Raw genomic sequence first — 18188 nt, 5'->3', positions numbered from 1 at the left:
TGTCGAAATAATTTAGTATAAGTTGAGCGCTTCACTAAGCCGTGTGATTAAATCGAATGGCGATCAAAAGCCCAAACACACTCAACAGCCATGCCCCAAGGTCACCAAAATAACGATAGGGTGTGGTCCCAGTGACTTTTTGTACTTCATCATTTAACACGCCGGTCTCGAACTGAGGTAATCGGCTTTGTACCTCGCCGTTTGCGTTGATAAACGCAGTAATACCGTTGTTCGTTGAACGTAGTACTGGCAGGCCGAATTCTTTTGCACGGACCTGTGCAATTTCTAAATGTTGCGCAGGGCCATGGGAATGACCGAACCATGCATCGTTACTGACAGTAATAATAAAGTCAGTATCGGCGTACAGATTTTGTCGGATTTGCCCGGGAAACGCGATTTCAAAACACAGTGCAGGCGCAAAATGATAGCCATTGGCCATTAAATTCGCTTGTTGGTAATCGCCACGGGTGAATGACGACATGGGTAGATCAAATATGGGCGCTAAGCCTCGCAACCAATCTTCCATCGGAATGAATTCACCTATGGGTAATAGGTGGTGTTTATCGAACCGATTAGATTGAGGATAATGATAATGCCCGTCGCTATCCGTAGCCTCCTTGAGGCCGACACCAATAATGCTGTTGTACGCTTGACGTGTTTCAAAATTGTAGTTAACGATGCCAGTAAGCAAACCTACGCGATGCTCTGCGGCCTCTTGATCGAGTTGCATCAGGTAATCCACCGCTATCGGCTCAAGTTGCGGTATCGCAGCTTCAGGCCAAATAATGACTTGGTTGTCCCAATGCGCTTCTGTTAGCTCAAGATATTTCTGCATAGTAGGCCAGTCTTGCTCTGGTGCCCAACGTATATCTTGGGCTATGTTACCTTGCACCATGGCTATTTTAACTGGCTTATCAACAGAGGAGACCCAATTATATTGGTTCAACGTCCAGCCACTGAGGTACACGAACATCGCCAACACGACAGGCGCCATGTAACGCTTATTCATAAACCACACAGCAGATGCAGCGCAAAGCGCCATGAGTAAAGCGGTAACACCAAACTCGCCTATTACAGGGATCCAACCTGCCAAAGGACTTGATACTTGGCTATAGCCTATGGAAAGCCACGGAAAACCAGTTAAAAATATGCCTCTTGCCCATTCACACAGCAACCAAACGAAAGGCAGCGCAAGGCCCCATACTGCTGGCGTAAAATAACGCTTTGCTAATTTGCTAAAAAGCATAGGGTACAGGGCTAAATAACTGCACAGTAATACCATTAAACCGATTGAGCCTACCAGAGGCAAGCCACCGAAATCGGCGATGCTCACATGTACCCAACTGATACCTACGCCAAACCAGCCTAAACCAAAACTAAAGCCTAATTTGGTTGCTTGCTCTGGACGGGCTTTGTATAAGACACATAAGTATGCCGTGAGGGCGATGGGCATCACTGCCCAATACGAAAAAGGAGCGTAGCTTAGGGTTAAGCTCGCTCCAAGTAATAATGATAAAATATATAGCATGCGCGTTATGGCACCTAATCTTCGCTGTGGGGAAGGGTAACCTTTAATTGAATAAGGCGTCTGGAGTCAGAGTTGGTAACCGTAAAAACGAAACCATTGATGCTGACTTTCTCGTCGCGCATGGGCATATGACCAAACGCTTTTAGCACAATCCCACCTATGGTATCGGCCTCTTCTTCGTCAAAATCAGTTTTAAAGAACTCGTTGAAATCTTCTAATTCTGTAAGCGCTTTGACTGAATAAGTGTGTTTGTTTAAGGCACGTATATTATCGGTATTGGTTTCTTCAGCGTCATGTTCATCTTCAATTTCACCGACGATCAGCTCGAGAATATCCTCGATAGTCACTAAACCTGAAACACCGCCGTATTCATCCACTACAATGGCCATATGAAAGCGCTTTTGTTGGAACTCTTTCAGTAGCACATCAACCCGTTTACTTTCAGGCACGATCACTGCGGGGCGAAGTACCTGCTTGAGCTCAAACTCTTTGCCCGGAAGAAATGCGTATTTTAGTAAATCTTTAGCGAGGATGATCCCTTCAATATGATCTTTGTCTTCGCTGATGACAGGAAAACGGGAGTGCGCTGAATCTAGCATGATCGGTAAAAATTTATCTACAGTCTCGGTAATATCAATAGTGGTCATTTGAGCACGAGGGATCATGATCTCTCTAACACGCATCTCACTGACTTCCATGACGCCTTCGATCATCTCGCGAGTTTCTTGATTGATGACTTCTCGTTGTTCTGCATCAGTGATGACAGAGAAGAGTTCGTCTTTGCTTTTCGGTTCTCCCGTGAATGATTGGACTATTTTATCCAACCAACCTTTGTTGGCAGAACCGCTAGTAGAGGGGGGGTTATCTTCGCTCATGATCTCGTTAAATTATGGTTTGAGTGGCTATCATCATTGATCTTGGTAAGGGTCGTCAATCGAAAACTGTTTAAGTATATCAACCTCTAACGCTTCCATCTCTTTTGCTTCATCATCGTTAATGTGGTCAAAGCCCAATAAATGCAAGGCTCCGTGAACGATCATATGCGCCCAATGATGGTGTAATTTTTTATGTTGTTCGTCGGCTTCGTGCGCTACAACATCGGCGCAAACGACTAAATCACCCAATAGGTTTAAGCTTAAACCCGGTGGCGCTTCAAAAGGAAAAGATAACACATTAGTCGGTTTGTCTTTCCCTCTGTAGGTAAGATTCAGTTCTTGGCTTTCTTGTGTCTCAACGATCCGCACGGTAAGTTCATGCTCCGACAGTTGTTGATGTGCAAGAACCGCATTCAACCAGCGCTGAAAGTCATCAGCGCTGGGTAAATTGGCAGCATCACTGGCAACTTGCAGATCAACAATTGCACTCATGAATTGTCGCTTTGTTGCTGAGTATGTTCTGCTTTCTTTTGAAGACGAATACGTTCTTGCTGTGTTTCGTAGTCTTCGTAGGCCATAACGATTCGGGCAACCACAGGGTGGCGCACTACATCGTTGGCGTTAAAGAAGTTAAATGAAATATCGTTAACGTCCTTTAATACTTCGATGGCGTGGCGAAGACCTGAGCGCGTTCCTCGTGGTAAATCGACTTGAGTAATGTCCCCCGTGATCACCGCTTTAGAATTAAAACCAATACGCGTTAAAAACATCTTCATTTGTTCTACGGTCGTGTTTTGGCTCTCATCTAGAATAATGAAAGCATCGTTAAGTGTGCGCCCACGCATATAAGCTAAGGGGGCTACCTCAATAACATTACGTTCAATCAATTTTTCGACTTTTTCAAAACCAAGCATTTCAAACAAGGCATCATAAAGCGGGCGCAGGTAAGGGTCGACTTTTTGGGATAAATCACCAGGTAAGAAGCCTAGCTTTTCGCCGGCTTCCACCGCAGGGCGAGTGAGCAGAATACGGCGGATCTCTTGACGCTCTAAAGCATCGACTGCTGCGGCAACCGCGAGATAGGTTTTACCGGTACCGGCAGGTCCAATACCAAAGCTGATATCGTGGGTTAAGATATCAGATACGTATTTCGACTGGTTTGGATTGCGCGGTTTAATCACACCCCGTTTGGTTTTGATATGTACTTCTTTGCCGTAATGGCCTGCTTCTGCGCGCTCGAGACATTTAGCCTCTTGGATCGCGAGGTGAACCTGATCAGATTCTAAATCAGGGATTTCGCCGCGCACAGGCTGAGTTTCAATATACAACAACTTAAGTAACTGGGCCGCACCACTGGATTGTAGTGGTTGGCCTGTCACTTTAAATTCATTACTGCGATAAGTAATTTCTACCCCTAGGCGGCGTTCAATTTGTTTAATATTGTCATCAAACGGTCCACATAAACTGGCCAAACGTTTTAAGTCAGATGGCTCTAACACGATTTCATTACTGGTAAGTTTGCTCAATCGGTATCTCTCGGTTATTTAATGTTTATCAATGTGCTGGCACAAACTGAGCGACGCCTAAGGCGTCGGTTTTATTTGTTTGCTTGGCCAATATGGCCTGAGGCGCCACATTGATACGTAAATTCATGTCGGCTTCTTTGCGTAGAACATCTCCGCGCAATGAGTTGGCAAACACATCTGTGATTTTTACATCTACAAAGCCGCCAATCATATCCGGAGTGCCTTCAAAGTTAACCACTCGGTTGTTTTCAGTACGCCCAGAAAGCTCCATCGGATTCTTTTTAGATGGGCCTTCTACTAATACTCGTTGTTCGCTGTCAATCATATTCCGAGCAATGCGCAATGCTTGCTGGGTGATGCGATTTTGCAATAGCTGTAAACGCTCTTTTTTCGTTGTTTCAGATACATCGTCGGGTAAATCTGCTGCCGGCGTACCCGGACGCGCACTGTAAATAAAGCTAAAGCTCAAATCGAAATCCATCGCTTGAATCAAATCCATTGTCGCTTCAAAATCAGCGTCAGTTTCACCTGGGAATCCTATGATAAAGTCTGATGACATACTTAAGTTGGGACGAATCTTCCTAAGCTTACGAATTTTCGACTTGTACTCTATTGCAGTATGGCCTCGCTTCATTAAATTCAAGACACGATCTGAGCCTGACTGTACCGGCAGGTGTAAATGATCAACTAATTCAGGGATGGTCGCGTAAGCATCAATGATATCGTCAGTGAACTCAACGGGATGTGATGTGGTGTAACGAATACGGTCAATACCATCGATTGAAGCAACCATTTCTAGTAACTCAGCAAAGGTACAAATCGCGCCATCATGATGTGGGCCACGAAACGCATTCACGTTTTGGCCTAACAAATTGACTTCACGTACACCTTGTTCTGCTAGCTGTGCGACTTCAAGTAATACATCATCGACTGGACGACTGACTTCTTCGCCCCGGGTATAAGGTACCACGCAGAAAGTACAATATTTTGAGCAACCTTCCATAATAGAAACAAAGGCAGTCGGGCCTTCCGCTTTGGGTTCTGGCAAGCGGTCAAACTTTTCTATCTCAGGGAAGCTAATATCAATAACGGAGGAGCTACCACCTTTGATCTGATTTATCATTTCTGGCAAACGGTGCAGCGTTTGCGGACCAAATACTAAATCTACAAATGGCGCACGCTGACGAATCACCTGACCTTCTTGCGATGCCACGCAGCCACCAACACCAATGATCAATTCAGGCTTATCTTGTTTTAGGTTTTTCCAGCGTCCCAATTGATGAAACACTTTCTCTTGGGCTTTTTCGCGGATAGAACACGTATTGAGTAGAATGATGTCGGCTTCTTCCGCGGTGTCAGCAACTTGATATCCATGGGTCGAATCCAATAAATCAGCCATCTTCTGCGAGTCATACTCGTTCATCTGACAGCCCCAAGTTTTAATAAAAAGTTTTTTAGTCATAACGCCGTGTACTTACCTTTGATGTGAAATCTTTGCTCATAGAAAAGCAATGCAATCTGTTAATGCTCTTAATTGGGAACAACCTATAGAGGTTAGTCGAAAAATTGGAGCAAAATCGAACCGCGTATTTTACGGGTTATTGTGACGCTAGGCTAGTTTTATCCTGTTGGAATGACACAAAATTCTGCAGAATTTAAGGCCTTGTAAACGAATTGCTACGTACTGAGTGCTTTACCGGTCACCGGCGAACAAATAAAGCTGATATATCAGTGCATAATTATTCATTTAGCCTTAGCCAATGACGCTGTTCGCAGCAATAAGAATTCTACTTGTATCAACATCAATTAGGCTTCGTTCTCCTTACTCGCACTCTATCCAAGCGCATACAGCCTTGCTATTCTTGCGCCCTAGAATATTTCAAAGGCGTAGTTCATGAACAATTTACACAATATTGCTGTTGGTGACATTCAGGTTGCTAACGACAAACCTTTCGTACTGTTTGGCGGTATGAATGTTTTAGAATCCCGAGATATGGCCATGCGTATTGCTGAACACTACAAAGAAATTACCAGCAAACTCGGGATCCCATACGTTTTCAAAGCCTCATTTGATAAAGCCAATCGTTCATCGGTGAATTCATATCGTGGGCCGGGTATGGATAAGGGATTAGAAATTTTTGCAGAAATCAAAGCGAGCTTTGATGTGCCATTAATTACCGATGTACATGAACCTGCTCAGGCCGCACCTGTCGCTGAGGTGGTTGACGTTATTCAACTACCCGCATTCTTAGCGCGTCAAACAGACTTGGTTGTGGCTATGGCTAAAACGAATGCCATCATCAACGTGAAAAAGCCACAGTTTTTAGCCCCACATGAAATGCGCCACATCATTACTAAATTTATGGAAGCCGGAAATGACAAAATAATTTTGTGCGAACGAGGCTCTAGTTTCGGTTACAACAACCTAGTTGTTGATATGCTAGGTATGGATGAAATGAAGCAGTATGCTCCTGTCATTTTTGATGCCACACACGCATTGCAAAAGCCAGGGGGCAGAACGGATTCCGCTGATGGTCGACGTGCACAAGCAGCACAGTTGGCAAGAAGTGGTATGGCGTTAGGATTAGCAGGGTTGTTTATAGAAGCACACCCGAACCCAAATGAAGCGAAATGTGATGGTCCATGCGCGTTGTCATTAGACAAACTGGAACCGTATTTACAGCAAATGTTAGCGTTAGATGAGTTGGTGAAAGGTTTCGCACCGTTAGACACCAGCGCAAACTAAGACCTGCATAACGTTATTCTGACATAGCATAAGACTGACACAATACAATATAGCTGAGAGGTTTTGGGCACACAGAGTAACCTGTGTGCCCAGAACGTCTAGATAAAAATGCGTTAATGCTTTAAATGGATAACGCTTTACTATTCGGACAATGTAGCTGTTTGCGGCGCATTTCCGCCACGTTTGTCATTTGTAAGAGCAACGTCTTGTTGGCTATGGCTGAGACTTTTTTCAAGGCCAGCAAGGATAACCTGTAATGCCGGTGAACTGTCGTTGTTACTCATATCCGCTAACATGGATTGTAAGTTAGCTTCGATTTGCTCTGTTACGTACATAGACGTTAGATCAAATTCTTGAGCGAAAGATTGCTGACTGAATACTAATGCAAATAAACTGCTTAAAATTATATTTTTACGATTTTTCATCATTATCACCTAAAGTATATTAATGTTTAATGTAAACATATTTACCTAATTGTTAAATAAATACGCATTATGTTAACCCTTGTTTTAAAAGGGCTTTTACCTTTGACGGTTCGAATAATATACAATTTAGGTTGTTTATAAAAACGACAATAAGTATGGCGATGGATTAGAAAAACTAATGATGGTAAACTTTGCTCAAATCTTATTCTTGTTGATGTTATGAACCGCAGATTGCCCCCACTTAACGCTCTAAAAGCCTTCGAAGCCGCAGCGCGTCATTTGAGCTTTACCCGCGCTGCTGATGAACTCTTTGTGACACAAGCGGCGGTCAGTCATCAGATTAAATCCCTTGAAGAGTTTCTATCGATGAAACTCTTCATGCGTAAAAACCGCTCTTTGTTACTCACTGAGGAAGGTCAGAGCTATTACTTAGATCTCAAAGATATTTTTCAGGCACTACATGAGGCGACTCAGCGGCTACTCGCTCGAGGAGAAAAAGGCGCGATCACGGTTGCTCTGCCACCAAGTTTCGCTATTCAGTGGCTTGTTCCGCGTCTGAATCAATTTAGCCAATCCAACCCTGATATCGATATTAGGATCAAAGCGGTGGATTTTGATGAGGGTTTTTTAACAGACGATGTGGATGTCGCCATTTACTATGGTCGTGGCAAGTGGCCGAATGTATACGCCCAGAAACTTCACACTGAATATTTAACCCCTGTGTGTTCACCGCTTTTATTTCAAGGCCAAAAGCCGCTTGAAAAATTAGAAGATTTGAAACACCACCTATTGCTACATGACTCATCAAGAGAAGCGTGGAAAAACTGGATTAAGCACTTTCGCATCCCAGGTATTAATGTAAACCAAGGGGCCATATTCAGTCACTCCATGTTGGTGCTACAAGCCGCCGCATTGGGGCAAGGTATTGCATTAGGGCATAGTGTTTTAGCACGGCCTGAGATTGAATCAGGTCGATTAGTGTGTCCTTTTGATGAAAGACTCATCGCCACCAATGCGTATTATGCGGTATGCCACCAGTCACAAGCTGAGCTAGGCAAGATAGTCGCATTCTTACAGTGGCTGCAAAGCCAAGTAGAAGACGAACAGGAAGATGATGATTTTAACCAATAAAGCACAGGATCCGATTGCGCATTTAATACTTGCTCATGGTGCAGGGGCTGGTATGCACAGTGCGTTTATGGTGCGAGTTGCTGAATTGTTCGCTCAGCGGGGCGTCACGGTAACGCGATTCGATTTCGAGTATATGCAAAAAGCAGGTGCGTTAAACCGCAGACAGCCGCCAGATAGAATGCCTAAGCTTCAGGCTTACTTTGGCCATATTATCGCCGAGTTAGACGCTAGCTTACCGCTTTTTATTGGCGGCAAGTCAATGGGAGGACGAGTGGCGACCATGTTGTTGGATGAATCAGATGCCATGGGAGGGATATGTTTTGGTTACCCATTTCATCCGCCAGGTAAGTTGGACAAACTAAGAACAGAGCACTTAGCAATATTAAACAAGCCACTTTTAGTGGTACAGGGAAGTCGCGATACATTTGGCACCCAAGAAGAAGTGGCAAGCTATGATTTGCCTAGCACCATTAGAACGTATTTTTTGCCTGATGGCGATCACAGTTTAAAACCACGCAAACGCTCAGGTTATACCGAAGAGGCGCATATTATTGCTGGCGTCGACGCTAGTGTTGAATTTATTCGCCAGCTTGTAACCAGTGAATGAGATCTCGGATAAGTTCAACAACAAATATACTGGGTTATCACCAAAGAAATGTATCACAAACCGGTGCAATATGACCTCGTCGAGAATGAAAGGAACACAAAATGAAGATTTATCTCATCGTAGGCACCGCGAGTGCGATGCTTGCGGTTATACTGGGGGCATTCGCCTCCCACGGATTGAAAAACCAACTGTCTGAGAGCCTGATAGGGGTCTTTCAAACGGGAGTTCAGTATCAAATGTACCATAGCCTAGGGCTTATTTTATTGGTACTTACGGCTCAGTTGATGCCGAGTCCGCAGCTAGTGTGGTCAGCGGGTTTTATGAGCGCAGGCATAGTGTTATTCAGTGGTAGTTTATATTTATTGGCCATCACAGGGATTAAATGGTTTGGACCAGTCACGCCGTTAGGGGGGCTGTGCTTTATCATCGCGTGGGCGTTATTCATTTATGCAGCAGTTAAAGGGTTAAAATAGATAATGACAGGATTAGCATTATATTGTCGTACCGGCTTTGAGAAAGACTTAGCCAATGAAGTGGTTGAAAAATGTGCTGAGCTTAATGTGTACGGCTACCCAGAGCTAAAAACAAATAGCGGCTTGGTATTGTTTCATTGCTACCAAGCAGAGGACGCAGACAAATTAGCTAAAACATTACCTTTAACTACATTAATATTCGCCCGTCAGCTCTTTGCGTTTAGCGAACGATGTGAGCAACTCGATACCAGTGATAGGATCGGCCCAATTCTAAATGGTTGTATTGAATTTCCTGAATGTGGCGAATTACGCGTTGAACATGCAGACAGCACACAAGGGCGCGAGATTTCAAAATTTTGCCGAAAAATAAGTGTGCCGCTGCGCCAAGCGCTCAGGGGAAAACGCATTTTAACGCCGCTGGAGCGCAGTAATCTGCCTGTCTGTCATGTGTATTTTGAAGACAGCACCACCGCTATTGTGGGTTATTCTTATCCAGCTAATAACTCGCCCTATCCGTTGGGCATTTTACGCTTGAAGTTTCCCAATGAAGCGCCTAGTCGCTCCACATTGAAACTGGACGAAGCATTTCAATTATTTATTCCCAAAAAAGAACAGGCAAAACGTTTATCGGGTGGCTTACATGCCGTTGATTTAGGTGCCTGTCCAGGCGGCTGGACTTACCAACTGGTGAAACGCGGCATGTTTGTTGAAGCAGTGGACAACGGCGCCATGGACGATGCACTTATGGCGACAGGGCAGGTACGCTATTGCCCAGAAGATGGTTTCAAATTTCAGCCAAGAAAAAACAATGTGTATTGGTTGGTGTGTGACATGATTGAGCAACCTCAGCGTGTGGCGAAACTAATGGCCACTTGGATAGCCACTAAGCGTTGCCAAGAAACCGTATTTAATCTCAAATTGCCGATGAAAAAGCGTTATGAATCCGTTAAAGAAGCATTGCAAATCATCGATCAGTGTATTGATCAACATCGCGCAGGGCCGTATGATCTGAAAGTTAAACACCTTTATCATGATCGTGAAGAGGTAACTGTGCACATGCGATTAAACACATAATAGGCCGTTAGAATTTTTCACTTAGTAACATTAAAGCAATAAAAAACAAAAGCTTATAAGTAGTGCGCAAAGCGATTATATATTCGTTAATATAAATTAAACCGTGCGAAGGTGTAAGCGATCAGTATAATAATGAACAGAACATAGACAGTAGTGACCATAAATGAAGAACATTGAAATAGAAGATGATTTGTACGCATACATAGCGTCTCAGACACAACACATTGGTGAGACGGCCTCAGATATTCTGCGTCGTTTGGTTATGCCAGAAAACACAGTAGTGAAAACGGTTGTCGCTGGAAAACCAAGCGCAACAACGAAAAAACCAGCAGGTGATGTTTTTAGTCAGATAACCACTGACGAATTAAGTGAATATCCGAAAATGGTTGAGCGATTCTTAAAGATTTTATCGGTACTTGAGAGCATGCATGGTGCTCAGTTCGATGAAGTGCTCACACTCAGTGGCAGAAATCGCGTGTACTTTGCTAAAGACAAAGAGACGTTGTTGCAAGCCAGTAGTGTGACAAACCCAAAACAGATCGGTGAATCTACGTTTTGGGTTATGACCAACAATAACACGGCTAAGAAAGCGTCATTAATTAAGGAAGTAGCAGAAGTATTAGGCTACAACGCGAACGATGGACAACGTCTTGCCGCATTATTTGCCCCGGAATTATATGAAGACTAACTAAAGGATCTACATGGCTATTCACTCAGAAGCAGGTAAACCAGCGTCACAAGCGCAACTTGTAAACGTTGCGCATTTAATTAGTGCCTATTACAACAATAAACCTGATAAAAGTGACGTCAGTCAAGGTGTTACTTTTGGTACATCAGGGCATCGCGGAAGTGCGTTTAAAAACACCTTCACTGATACTCACATTGCAGCGATTAGTCAGGCATTAGCAGAATATCGACAAGCCAATAGTATTACAGGTCCCATGTATGTGGGGATGGATACACATGCGCTTTCTGAAGCTGCTTTTACCACTGCCATAGAAGTACTCGCAGCAAACGGGGTCAAGCTTGTTGTTCAGCAAGACCGAGGCTATACGCCAACGCCCGTGATAAGCCATGCAATTCTTGATTATAATGAGGGCAAAGAGTCCGGTTTAAGTGACGGTGTGGTCATTACACCTTCCCATAACCCACCCGAAGATGGGGGATTCAAATATAACCCTCCTCATGGTGGCCCTGCTGACAGTGATGTGACCAATCAAATTCAAGCCCGCGCTAATGAACTCATCCATAACGATCTTCTGGATGTGAAGCGCATGTCTTATCAGGCAGCTTATGACACCGGCCTAGTCGAAGAAGTTGATTTCTCTGATAACTATATCGAGCAGTTAGATCAAGTCATCGATATGAAAGCCATTGCACAAGCAGGGTTAACTCTGGGTACAGATCCTCTAGGCGGTGCAGGTTTACATTACTGGGATAAGATTGCTAAACGATACGATTTGAGCATCGAAGTGGTAAATCGAAAAGTCGATCATCAATTTGGTTTTATGCGCAGAGATAAAGATGGCAAGATACGTATGGACTGCTCCTCACCTTATGCAATGGCTGGCTTAATTGATCTTAAAGATCGTTTTGATTTAGCGTTTGGTAATGATCCCGATTTCGATCGTCACGGTATAGTGACAAAAACCAATGGCTTGATGAATCCTAATCATTATCTGGCGGTTGCCATTGAGTATCTTTATGCTCATCGTCCGGATTGGCCCACAGGACTAAAGGTCGGTAAGACCTTGGTTTCAAGCAGTATGATTGACCGCGTCGCTCATGATGCCAATCTCACCGTGGCAGAAATGCCGGTCGGGTTTAAGTGGTTTGTTCAAGGTCTGCTGAAAAGTGAAATTGGTTTTGCTGGCGAGGAAAGTGCCGGCGGTATCTTTTTGCGTCGCAATGGTAAGCCATGGGCAACCGACAAAGACGGCATCATTTTATGTTTATTGGCTGCAGAAATTCTTGCTGTTACGGGCAAAGACCCAAGTGAACATTACCAAGCTTTCACCAAAAAATTCGGCGCACCTTTATATACGCGTATTGATGTTGCTGCGACTCACGCACAGAAACAGGCGTTAAGCAAAGCGGACAAAAACGCAATTACGTCCACTGAATTAGCTGGTGAACCAATTGTGTCCATTCAAACTCATGCATCAGGGAATAACGCCGCGATCGGCGGGGTGAAAGTGGCGACTGAAAATGGTTGGTTTGCTGCACGACCTTCAGGCACCGAAGAAATTTATAAAATTTACGCAGAAAGCTTTAATGGTGAAAAACATTTACAGCTTTTGATCAAAGAAGCACAAAATCTGGTGGCGCGTATATTCGAAAGCGTGAAGTAGCGACATTTTTTCATTTCCGTAATCACTTGTGATATTTATGTAAAAATAAAGTGTATTTAATGTAGTGATTAATTTTAAGTTAAGGCGGTTGAATACGTATTCAACCGCCTTTTTTATTTTGTTAACCTTTTTTTAACAGATTTATTTGAGTATTCCTGCTAAAACTACTCTCAGTTTATTTTTGTAATTTAATTACGGTTTATGTCCTTAGGATGTTAACTGAATTTTAACAAATACCACTGAGGTAGAGAAATGACCACCAAAACCACCAAACGAGCAACCAAGAAGGTTGCCTCATCAAGCAAAACGATGATGAATAAAGCTGAATTGAAGGCATCGATTGTAAAACACTTACACTGTTCTTTAGGTACAGATGAAAACAAAGCAAACAATCACGCTTGGTGGAAGGCGACTTGTGCCTCTGTGCAAGAACACGTTTTAGAAGGACTGCGTAAAACCCAAAAATCGCATTATCTAAATGATACCCGTGCCGTACATTACTTTTCGGCAGAGTTCTTAATGGGTCGTTTGACGTCTAACAACTTACACAATCTGGGGTTGTTCGAACAGACTGAAAAAGCGCTAAATGAATTAGGCGTGAATTTAACCGATATTATGGAAGAAGAGCCCGATATGGCATTGGGTAATGGTGGTCTAGGTCGCCTGGCTGCTTGTTTTATCGATTCACTGGCAACATTAGACTTACCAGCTGTGGGATACGGCTTACATTATGAGCACGGGCTATTTCGTCAAGAGATCCAAAATGGTGAACAGATTGAACGCCCTGACAGTTGGCGAGACTATGGCAATCCGTGGGAGATTTGCCGACCTGAATCGATACAAGATATTCCATTATTTGGCTACGTAGAAACTAAATACGGTGAGAATGGGCGCATTAATAAAGAGTGGCATCCTGGTCATATTGTTAAAGGTTTACCTTGGGATATTCCAGTGGTGGGGTACGGTGGCAAAACCGTAAACGTTTTGCGCTTATGGCAAAGCCAATCCTCAGATTACTTCAACTGGGATGTTTTTAATGCCGGAGGTTACGTGGATGCTCAAACAGAAAACGTCCAAGCGGAAACCATTTCAAAAGTGCTTTATCCAAATGACGAAACCCAAGCGGGCAAAGATTTACGTCTTATCCAACAGTACTTTTTTAGCGCATGCTCCCTAAAAGACATTATCCGCAGATATAAACGGGCCCATGGGGATGACTGGAGCCGTTTCTCTGATCAAGTGGTTATCCAATTAAACGATACCCATCCTGCTGTTGCTATCCCAGAGTTGATGAGAATATTAATCGACCGTGCTGAACTTGATTGGGACTATGCATGGAGTATCTGTAGTAAAACGTTTGCCTACACCAACCATACCTTGTTGCCTGAAGCATTAGAAAAGTGGCCTGCTCGTATGTTTGAAAGGATATTGCCTCGCCATTTGGAAATTATTTATGAAATTAACCGTCGCTTCATGGAAGAAGTGGAAGCGGTTTGGCCAGGTAATAATGAGATCAAGCGTAAACTGTCTATTATCGAAGAGGGGCCAGACAAAATGGTACGCATGGGGAATTTGTCAGTCATTGGCTCTTTCGCCGTTAACGGGGTAGCAGAAATCCATTCGGAGCTGGTTAAGAAAGATTTATTCCCTGAATTTAATCATATGTGGCCAGGTAAACTCACCAATGTGACAAACGGCATCACACCGCGTCGTTGGTTGAAGGCGTGTAATCCTGCATTGTCACAGTTAATTGACGGTAAGATTGGTCAGGATTGGCCCTTAAATTTAGATAAACTGAAAGGTTTAGCCGAATTTGCCGATGACGCTAAGTTTCAAAAGCAGTTCATGAAAATCAAGCGTGATAATAAAGTGCAACTGGCGAACGAAGTGTTGGCGTTGACAGGTATTGAGATTAACCCAGATGCGATATTTGATGTACAGATTAAACGTCTTCACGAGTATAAGCGTCAACATTTAAACCTTCTGTATATCATGGCGTTGTATCGTCGTCTATTAGAGAACCCTGACTATGACATGCATCCTCGCGTTTTCTTGTTCGGTGCCAAAGCAGCTCCTGGTTACAAGCTTGCTAAAGACATCATCTTCGCTATTAATAAAGTGGCAGAAAAAATCAACAATGACGCACGGGTTAATCACAAATTGAAAGTGGTATTTTTGCCTAACTACCGCGTGAGTTTGGCTGAGAAGATGATCCCTGCCGCAGATATTTCGGAACAGATATCCACCGCAGGTAAAGAAGCTTCTGGTACAGGCAACATGAAACTGTCCTTAAATGGTGCTCTCACGGTGGGGACGTTAGACGGGGCAAACATTGAAATAGCCGAAGAAGTCGGAGATGAAAATATATTCATCTTTGGCCTGACAGTAGCCGAAGTAGAAGCGTTAGATAAGAAGGGCTATAACCCATTTGATTATTATGATAATAATCGCGAGTTAAAAGCAGTACTTGATTGGTTAGACAGCGATTACTTTACGCCAGGTAAGCCCGGAGCGCTTTCTTCATTAAAACGCAGTATGTTGGAAGGGGGAGATCACTATAAGGTACTGGCTGATTTTACGTCCTACTGCGAAGCACAATCACTTGCTGATAAAGCGTACAAAGAGCCACAAAGATGGGCCAAAATGGCGATACTCAATACGGCGCACATGGGGAAATTTACTTCTGACCGCTCAATCAAAGACTATGTTGAGCGCATTTGGAAGCTTGATCCTTGCAAAGTTGAGTAGTATTTATGCATTGTAATTTTAGCAGCCTAATGGCTTTCACCCCAGCCATTTTCCTGTAGACTATTACCCTATATGCAAGGCGCTAACTATGCTTAGCGCCTTGTTTTTCCTAATCAAAATAGACACACAGTGTCAGAAGTATTTGGGGTTTATCTATTTGCATGAAGCCTGTTCATGATTCATTGCGAACAATACCGAATCGTCACGTCTTCTTAAGACAAATAGACGATATGCTAAAAAGTCATCCTCATCATTCGATGCTTTTGATTGATGTGGTACGTTTTTCAGATGTCAGTAGCAGCTTTGGTTATGAATTAGGTGACGAGTTGTTGCTCAACATTGCCAATAGAATTTGCTATTTGTTTGATGGCCATGGTGCTCACTTAGGGCGTATCAGTGGCGATATCTTCGGTTTAGTCATTCCAGGTAAATTCAGCCAAGTCCAACTTCAACGCTTTTATATTCACCTAATTGAACATTTTAAAACCCCAATTGGGGTAGGTGATCATTCATTTATTGCTGATTTTAACGTGGGTGCGGTTTCTAACGAAGAATCCGCCATCGCGGCTAGTCAATTCTTTACCCGAGTTGAAGCAGCACTAAAGCAAGCTAAACAAAATCGCTACGATAATTTTTGTTATATGAGCCTTATCGATAAGCCAAATAATAGCCGTTCGATAACATTAAAAGCTGATTTGAAACGCGCATTGTCAAGAGATGAACTTGAGATATATTTCCAACCTAAGGTGAACCTGCGCACATTACAAATTGTTGGCGCTGAATGCTTGTTACGCTGGAATCATCCGCTGGATGGTGTGCTGTTTCCCGGCGCGTTAATTGAAGCTGCTGAGTCATACAATATGATGAACGAGATGGGCTACTGGGTTTTGGAAGCCGCCTTTAAAGGGGCAAAAGAACTGAGTAAGGCCAATATACATCTAAAGCTTTCGGTCAATATGTCACCAACCCAGTTGTACGATCCAAACTTTGTCGACCAGCTTGCTGACTTTGCGCTAATATACGCGGTTAACTTAAGTCAGATTGAGATTGAGCTAACGGAAGACGTGGCGTTATCAAATTCGTTTGTTGTAACCTCTCAGTTGACGCGTATACGAGCGCTGGGGGTATCTGTTGCGATTGATGATTTTGGTAAGGGCTATTCGAATTTAGCGTATATGCGTAATATTGAACTTGATACTATAAAAGTCGATAAAACGTTTGTGATGGAATTAGCTGAAAATCCTATTAATCGTGCAGTAATAGAAGCCTCTAAATTGATCGCAACCGCAGCCAATTGCGAATTAGTCGCAGAGGGTATCGAAAATATTCACCAGCTACATGTGCTGCGTGAAATAGGTGTAGCTGAGGGGCAGGGCTTTCTATTTTCACGGGCAGTGCCATTGCAAGAATTTATCGGATTAACTCAACAAGACTTCATCGTAGGAGATTCCCATGCACGGTTAAGTCGTCTTGATAGTGCCTAGCCATTGGCATTCCAGATAACACTCTTCTTTGGACGCCAAAAAAATATTTTTTACACTGTAAACATCATTGTCGGCCAGTCAAAATTAAAGCGCAAAGGTAACGTATGCAAACTGTTAATACGCATAAACTCATTAGTCATTTACAACAGCAGGGACAGTTTTTAACGCTATCGCGTCGCTCTGGCGAATTAGTACAAAACCCTATTTCTTTCACACTTTATGAGCACACGCAGGTCAGTATTATCTCCCCTGGTATTATTTCATTTTCACCCAAAATAAAGAGTGACAAAGCCATTGTGCTATCGAGCGGGATCCACGGCAATGAGACAGCCCCTATTGAAATATGCGACCAATATGTCATAGATATTTTGACGGGTAAAATACGTGTTGCTCATCGGATATTGTTCATTTTTGGCAACTTGCCAGCAATGGATAGAGCCACACGCTTTGTAGATGAAAACCTAAATCGCTTGTTCAGTCATGCTCATGCAAGTGAGTCGGTCGATCAAAACAGCTACGAATGTGCTCGCGCGAAAGAAATAGAAGAGGCGGTCGCTGAGTTTTACGGATCAGGGCACGGTGAGGAGTCGCGCTATCATTACGATCTCCATACGGCTATCCGCCCATCGAAAAATGAAAAGTTTGCTGTGTATCCCTTTTTACATGGCGAGAAGCACGACAAAGAGCAAATTAGTTTCTTGCTTGCTTGCGGCATCGATACCTTTCTACTCTCTGGTAGCCCTACAACCACTTTCAGCTATTATTCCAGTCGTCAATTTGGGGCCCATGCCTTTACGGTGGAACTAGGGAAGGTACAAGCGTTCGGTCAAAATGATATGTCTCGTTTCACCCAGGTTAACGACACCTTGAAACGCTTTATTTGCGGTCAACCATTGAACCTGAAATCGTTTAATGATCAAGATGTGTTGATTTACCAAGTAAATCAGGTGATCAATAAGCATGCGGAAGACTTTGAGTTGGACTTTTCAGACGATTTACCGAACTTTAGTGACTTTCCCAAGGGCACCTTATTGGCGCATGAAACAGGCAATGAATACCGCGCTGAGTTTGACGGTGAAGCGGTTGTTTTCCCTAACGCAAACGTGGCAATTGGCCAGCGTGCGATTTTAACCGTAATCCCCACTACGCTCGATTGATAGGTGCACCTCAATAAGATTGTATTTGTTACAAATACGAACGTAATTTCAGTACGTTAATAG

16 protein-coding genes are annotated in these 18188 nt (G+C 43.4%); 10 read left to right on the top strand and 6 right to left on the bottom strand.

What is annotated here, in order from left to right:
• Nucleotides 1–34 precede the first annotated feature (34 nt).
• Genes lnt through miaB form a run of 5 tightly spaced genes read right to left on the bottom strand, consistent with a single transcriptional unit; the run spans nt 35 to nt 5391 of the window.
• Nucleotides 35–1528 (bottom strand): apolipoprotein N-acyltransferase, encoded by a 1494-nt coding sequence (lnt, locus tag AC0VYA_RS11120; RefSeq protein ID WP_475488283.1) that lies wholly within the window; start codon nt 1526–1528, stop codon nt 35–37.
• Nucleotides 1529–1542: 14 nt separating this feature from the next.
• The gene (gene corC / locus AC0VYA_RS11115; RefSeq protein WP_011575010.1) at nt 1543–2403 is read right to left on the bottom strand and encodes a CNNM family magnesium/cobalt transport protein CorC; all 861 of its coding nucleotides are present in this window, start codon (nt 2401–2403) and stop codon (nt 1543–1545) included.
• A 33-nt stretch (nt 2404–2436) separates the two neighbouring features.
• The gene (gene ybeY / locus AC0VYA_RS11110; protein WP_011575009.1) at nt 2437–2895 is read right to left on the bottom strand and encodes an rRNA maturation RNase YbeY; all 459 of its coding nucleotides are present in this window, start codon (nt 2893–2895) and stop codon (nt 2437–2439) included.
• A complete protein-coding gene (locus tag AC0VYA_RS11105; protein ID WP_475488282.1) occupies nt 2892–3929 on the bottom strand; it encodes a PhoH family protein in 1038 nt (345 codons plus the stop codon). The genes ybeY and AC0VYA_RS11105 overlap by 4 nt, the downstream gene beginning before the upstream one ends.
• Before the next feature lie 28 nt (nt 3930–3957).
• Nucleotides 3958–5391, bottom strand: coding sequence for a tRNA (N6-isopentenyl adenosine(37)-C2)-methylthiotransferase MiaB (miaB, locus tag AC0VYA_RS11100; protein WP_033185277.1), 1434 nt, complete (start codon nt 5389–5391; stop codon nt 3958–3960).
• Between the two features lie 432 nt (nt 5392–5823).
• Between miaB and kdsA the strand changes: the two genes are divergently transcribed.
• Nucleotides 5824–6675 (top strand): 3-deoxy-8-phosphooctulonate synthase, encoded by an 852-nt coding sequence (gene kdsA, locus AC0VYA_RS11095; protein WP_475488281.1) that lies wholly within the window; start codon nt 5824–5826, stop codon nt 6673–6675.
• Between the two features lie 140 nt (nt 6676–6815).
• On the opposite strand, the gene AC0VYA_RS11090 is transcribed toward kdsA, so the two are convergent.
• A complete protein-coding gene (locus AC0VYA_RS11090) occupies nt 6816–7100 on the bottom strand; it encodes a hypothetical protein (protein WP_475491061.1) in 285 nt (94 codons plus the stop codon).
• A 219-nt stretch (nt 7101–7319) separates the two neighbouring features.
• On the opposite strand from AC0VYA_RS11090, the gene AC0VYA_RS11085 reads away from it, so the two are divergent.
• The 9 genes from AC0VYA_RS11085 (at nt 7320) to astE (ending at nt 18125) form a co-directional block, all read left to right on the top strand.
• Entirely contained in the window at nt 7320–8231 is a 912-nt protein-coding gene (locus AC0VYA_RS11085) for a transcriptional regulator GcvA (protein WP_475488280.1), read from the top strand.
• Entirely contained in the window at nt 8215–8838 is a 624-nt protein-coding gene (locus AC0VYA_RS11080) for an alpha/beta family hydrolase (RefSeq protein ID WP_475491060.1), read from the top strand. The genes AC0VYA_RS11085 and AC0VYA_RS11080 overlap by 17 nt, the downstream gene beginning before the upstream one ends.
• A gap of 101 nt (nt 8839–8939) precedes the next feature.
• Nucleotides 8940–9311 (top strand): DUF423 domain-containing protein, encoded by a 372-nt coding sequence (locus AC0VYA_RS11075; RefSeq protein WP_475488279.1) that lies wholly within the window; start codon nt 8940–8942, stop codon nt 9309–9311.
• Nucleotides 9312–9314: 3 nt separating this feature from the next.
• Nucleotides 9315–10385, top strand: coding sequence for a 23S rRNA (cytidine(2498)-2'-O)-methyltransferase RlmM (rlmM, locus tag AC0VYA_RS11070; RefSeq protein WP_475488278.1), 1071 nt, complete (start codon nt 9315–9317; stop codon nt 10383–10385).
• 163 nt (nt 10386–10548) lie between these two features.
• The gene (locus tag AC0VYA_RS11065) at nt 10549–11073 is read left to right on the top strand and encodes a Negative modulator of initiation of replication (protein ID WP_475488277.1); all 525 of its coding nucleotides are present in this window, start codon (nt 10549–10551) and stop codon (nt 11071–11073) included.
• A 13-nt stretch (nt 11074–11086) separates the two neighbouring features.
• Nucleotides 11087–12736, top strand: a complete 1650-nt coding sequence (pgm, locus tag AC0VYA_RS11060) for a phosphoglucomutase (alpha-D-glucose-1,6-bisphosphate-dependent) (protein WP_475488276.1) — start codon at nt 11087–11089, stop codon at nt 12734–12736.
• A 252-nt stretch (nt 12737–12988) separates the two neighbouring features.
• Nucleotides 12989–15484, top strand: coding sequence for a glycogen/starch/alpha-glucan phosphorylase (locus AC0VYA_RS11055; protein ID WP_475488275.1), 2496 nt, complete (start codon nt 12989–12991; stop codon nt 15482–15484).
• 161 nt (nt 15485–15645) lie between these two features.
• Nucleotides 15646–16968, top strand: a complete 1323-nt coding sequence (locus AC0VYA_RS11050; RefSeq protein WP_011574997.1) for a putative bifunctional diguanylate cyclase/phosphodiesterase — start codon at nt 15646–15648, stop codon at nt 16966–16968.
• Between the two features lie 104 nt (nt 16969–17072).
• Nucleotides 17073–18125, top strand: a complete 1053-nt coding sequence (astE, locus tag AC0VYA_RS11045; RefSeq protein WP_473480640.1) for a succinylglutamate desuccinylase — start codon at nt 17073–17075, stop codon at nt 18123–18125.
• The last annotated feature ends 63 nt before the right edge of the window (nt 18126–18188 follow it).

The organism is Paraglaciecola sp. QJM3NY_14, assembly GCF_056173245.1.
The sequence above is the reverse complement of the archived record's forward strand: the minus strand, read 5'-3'. Positions and strand labels throughout refer to the sequence as shown.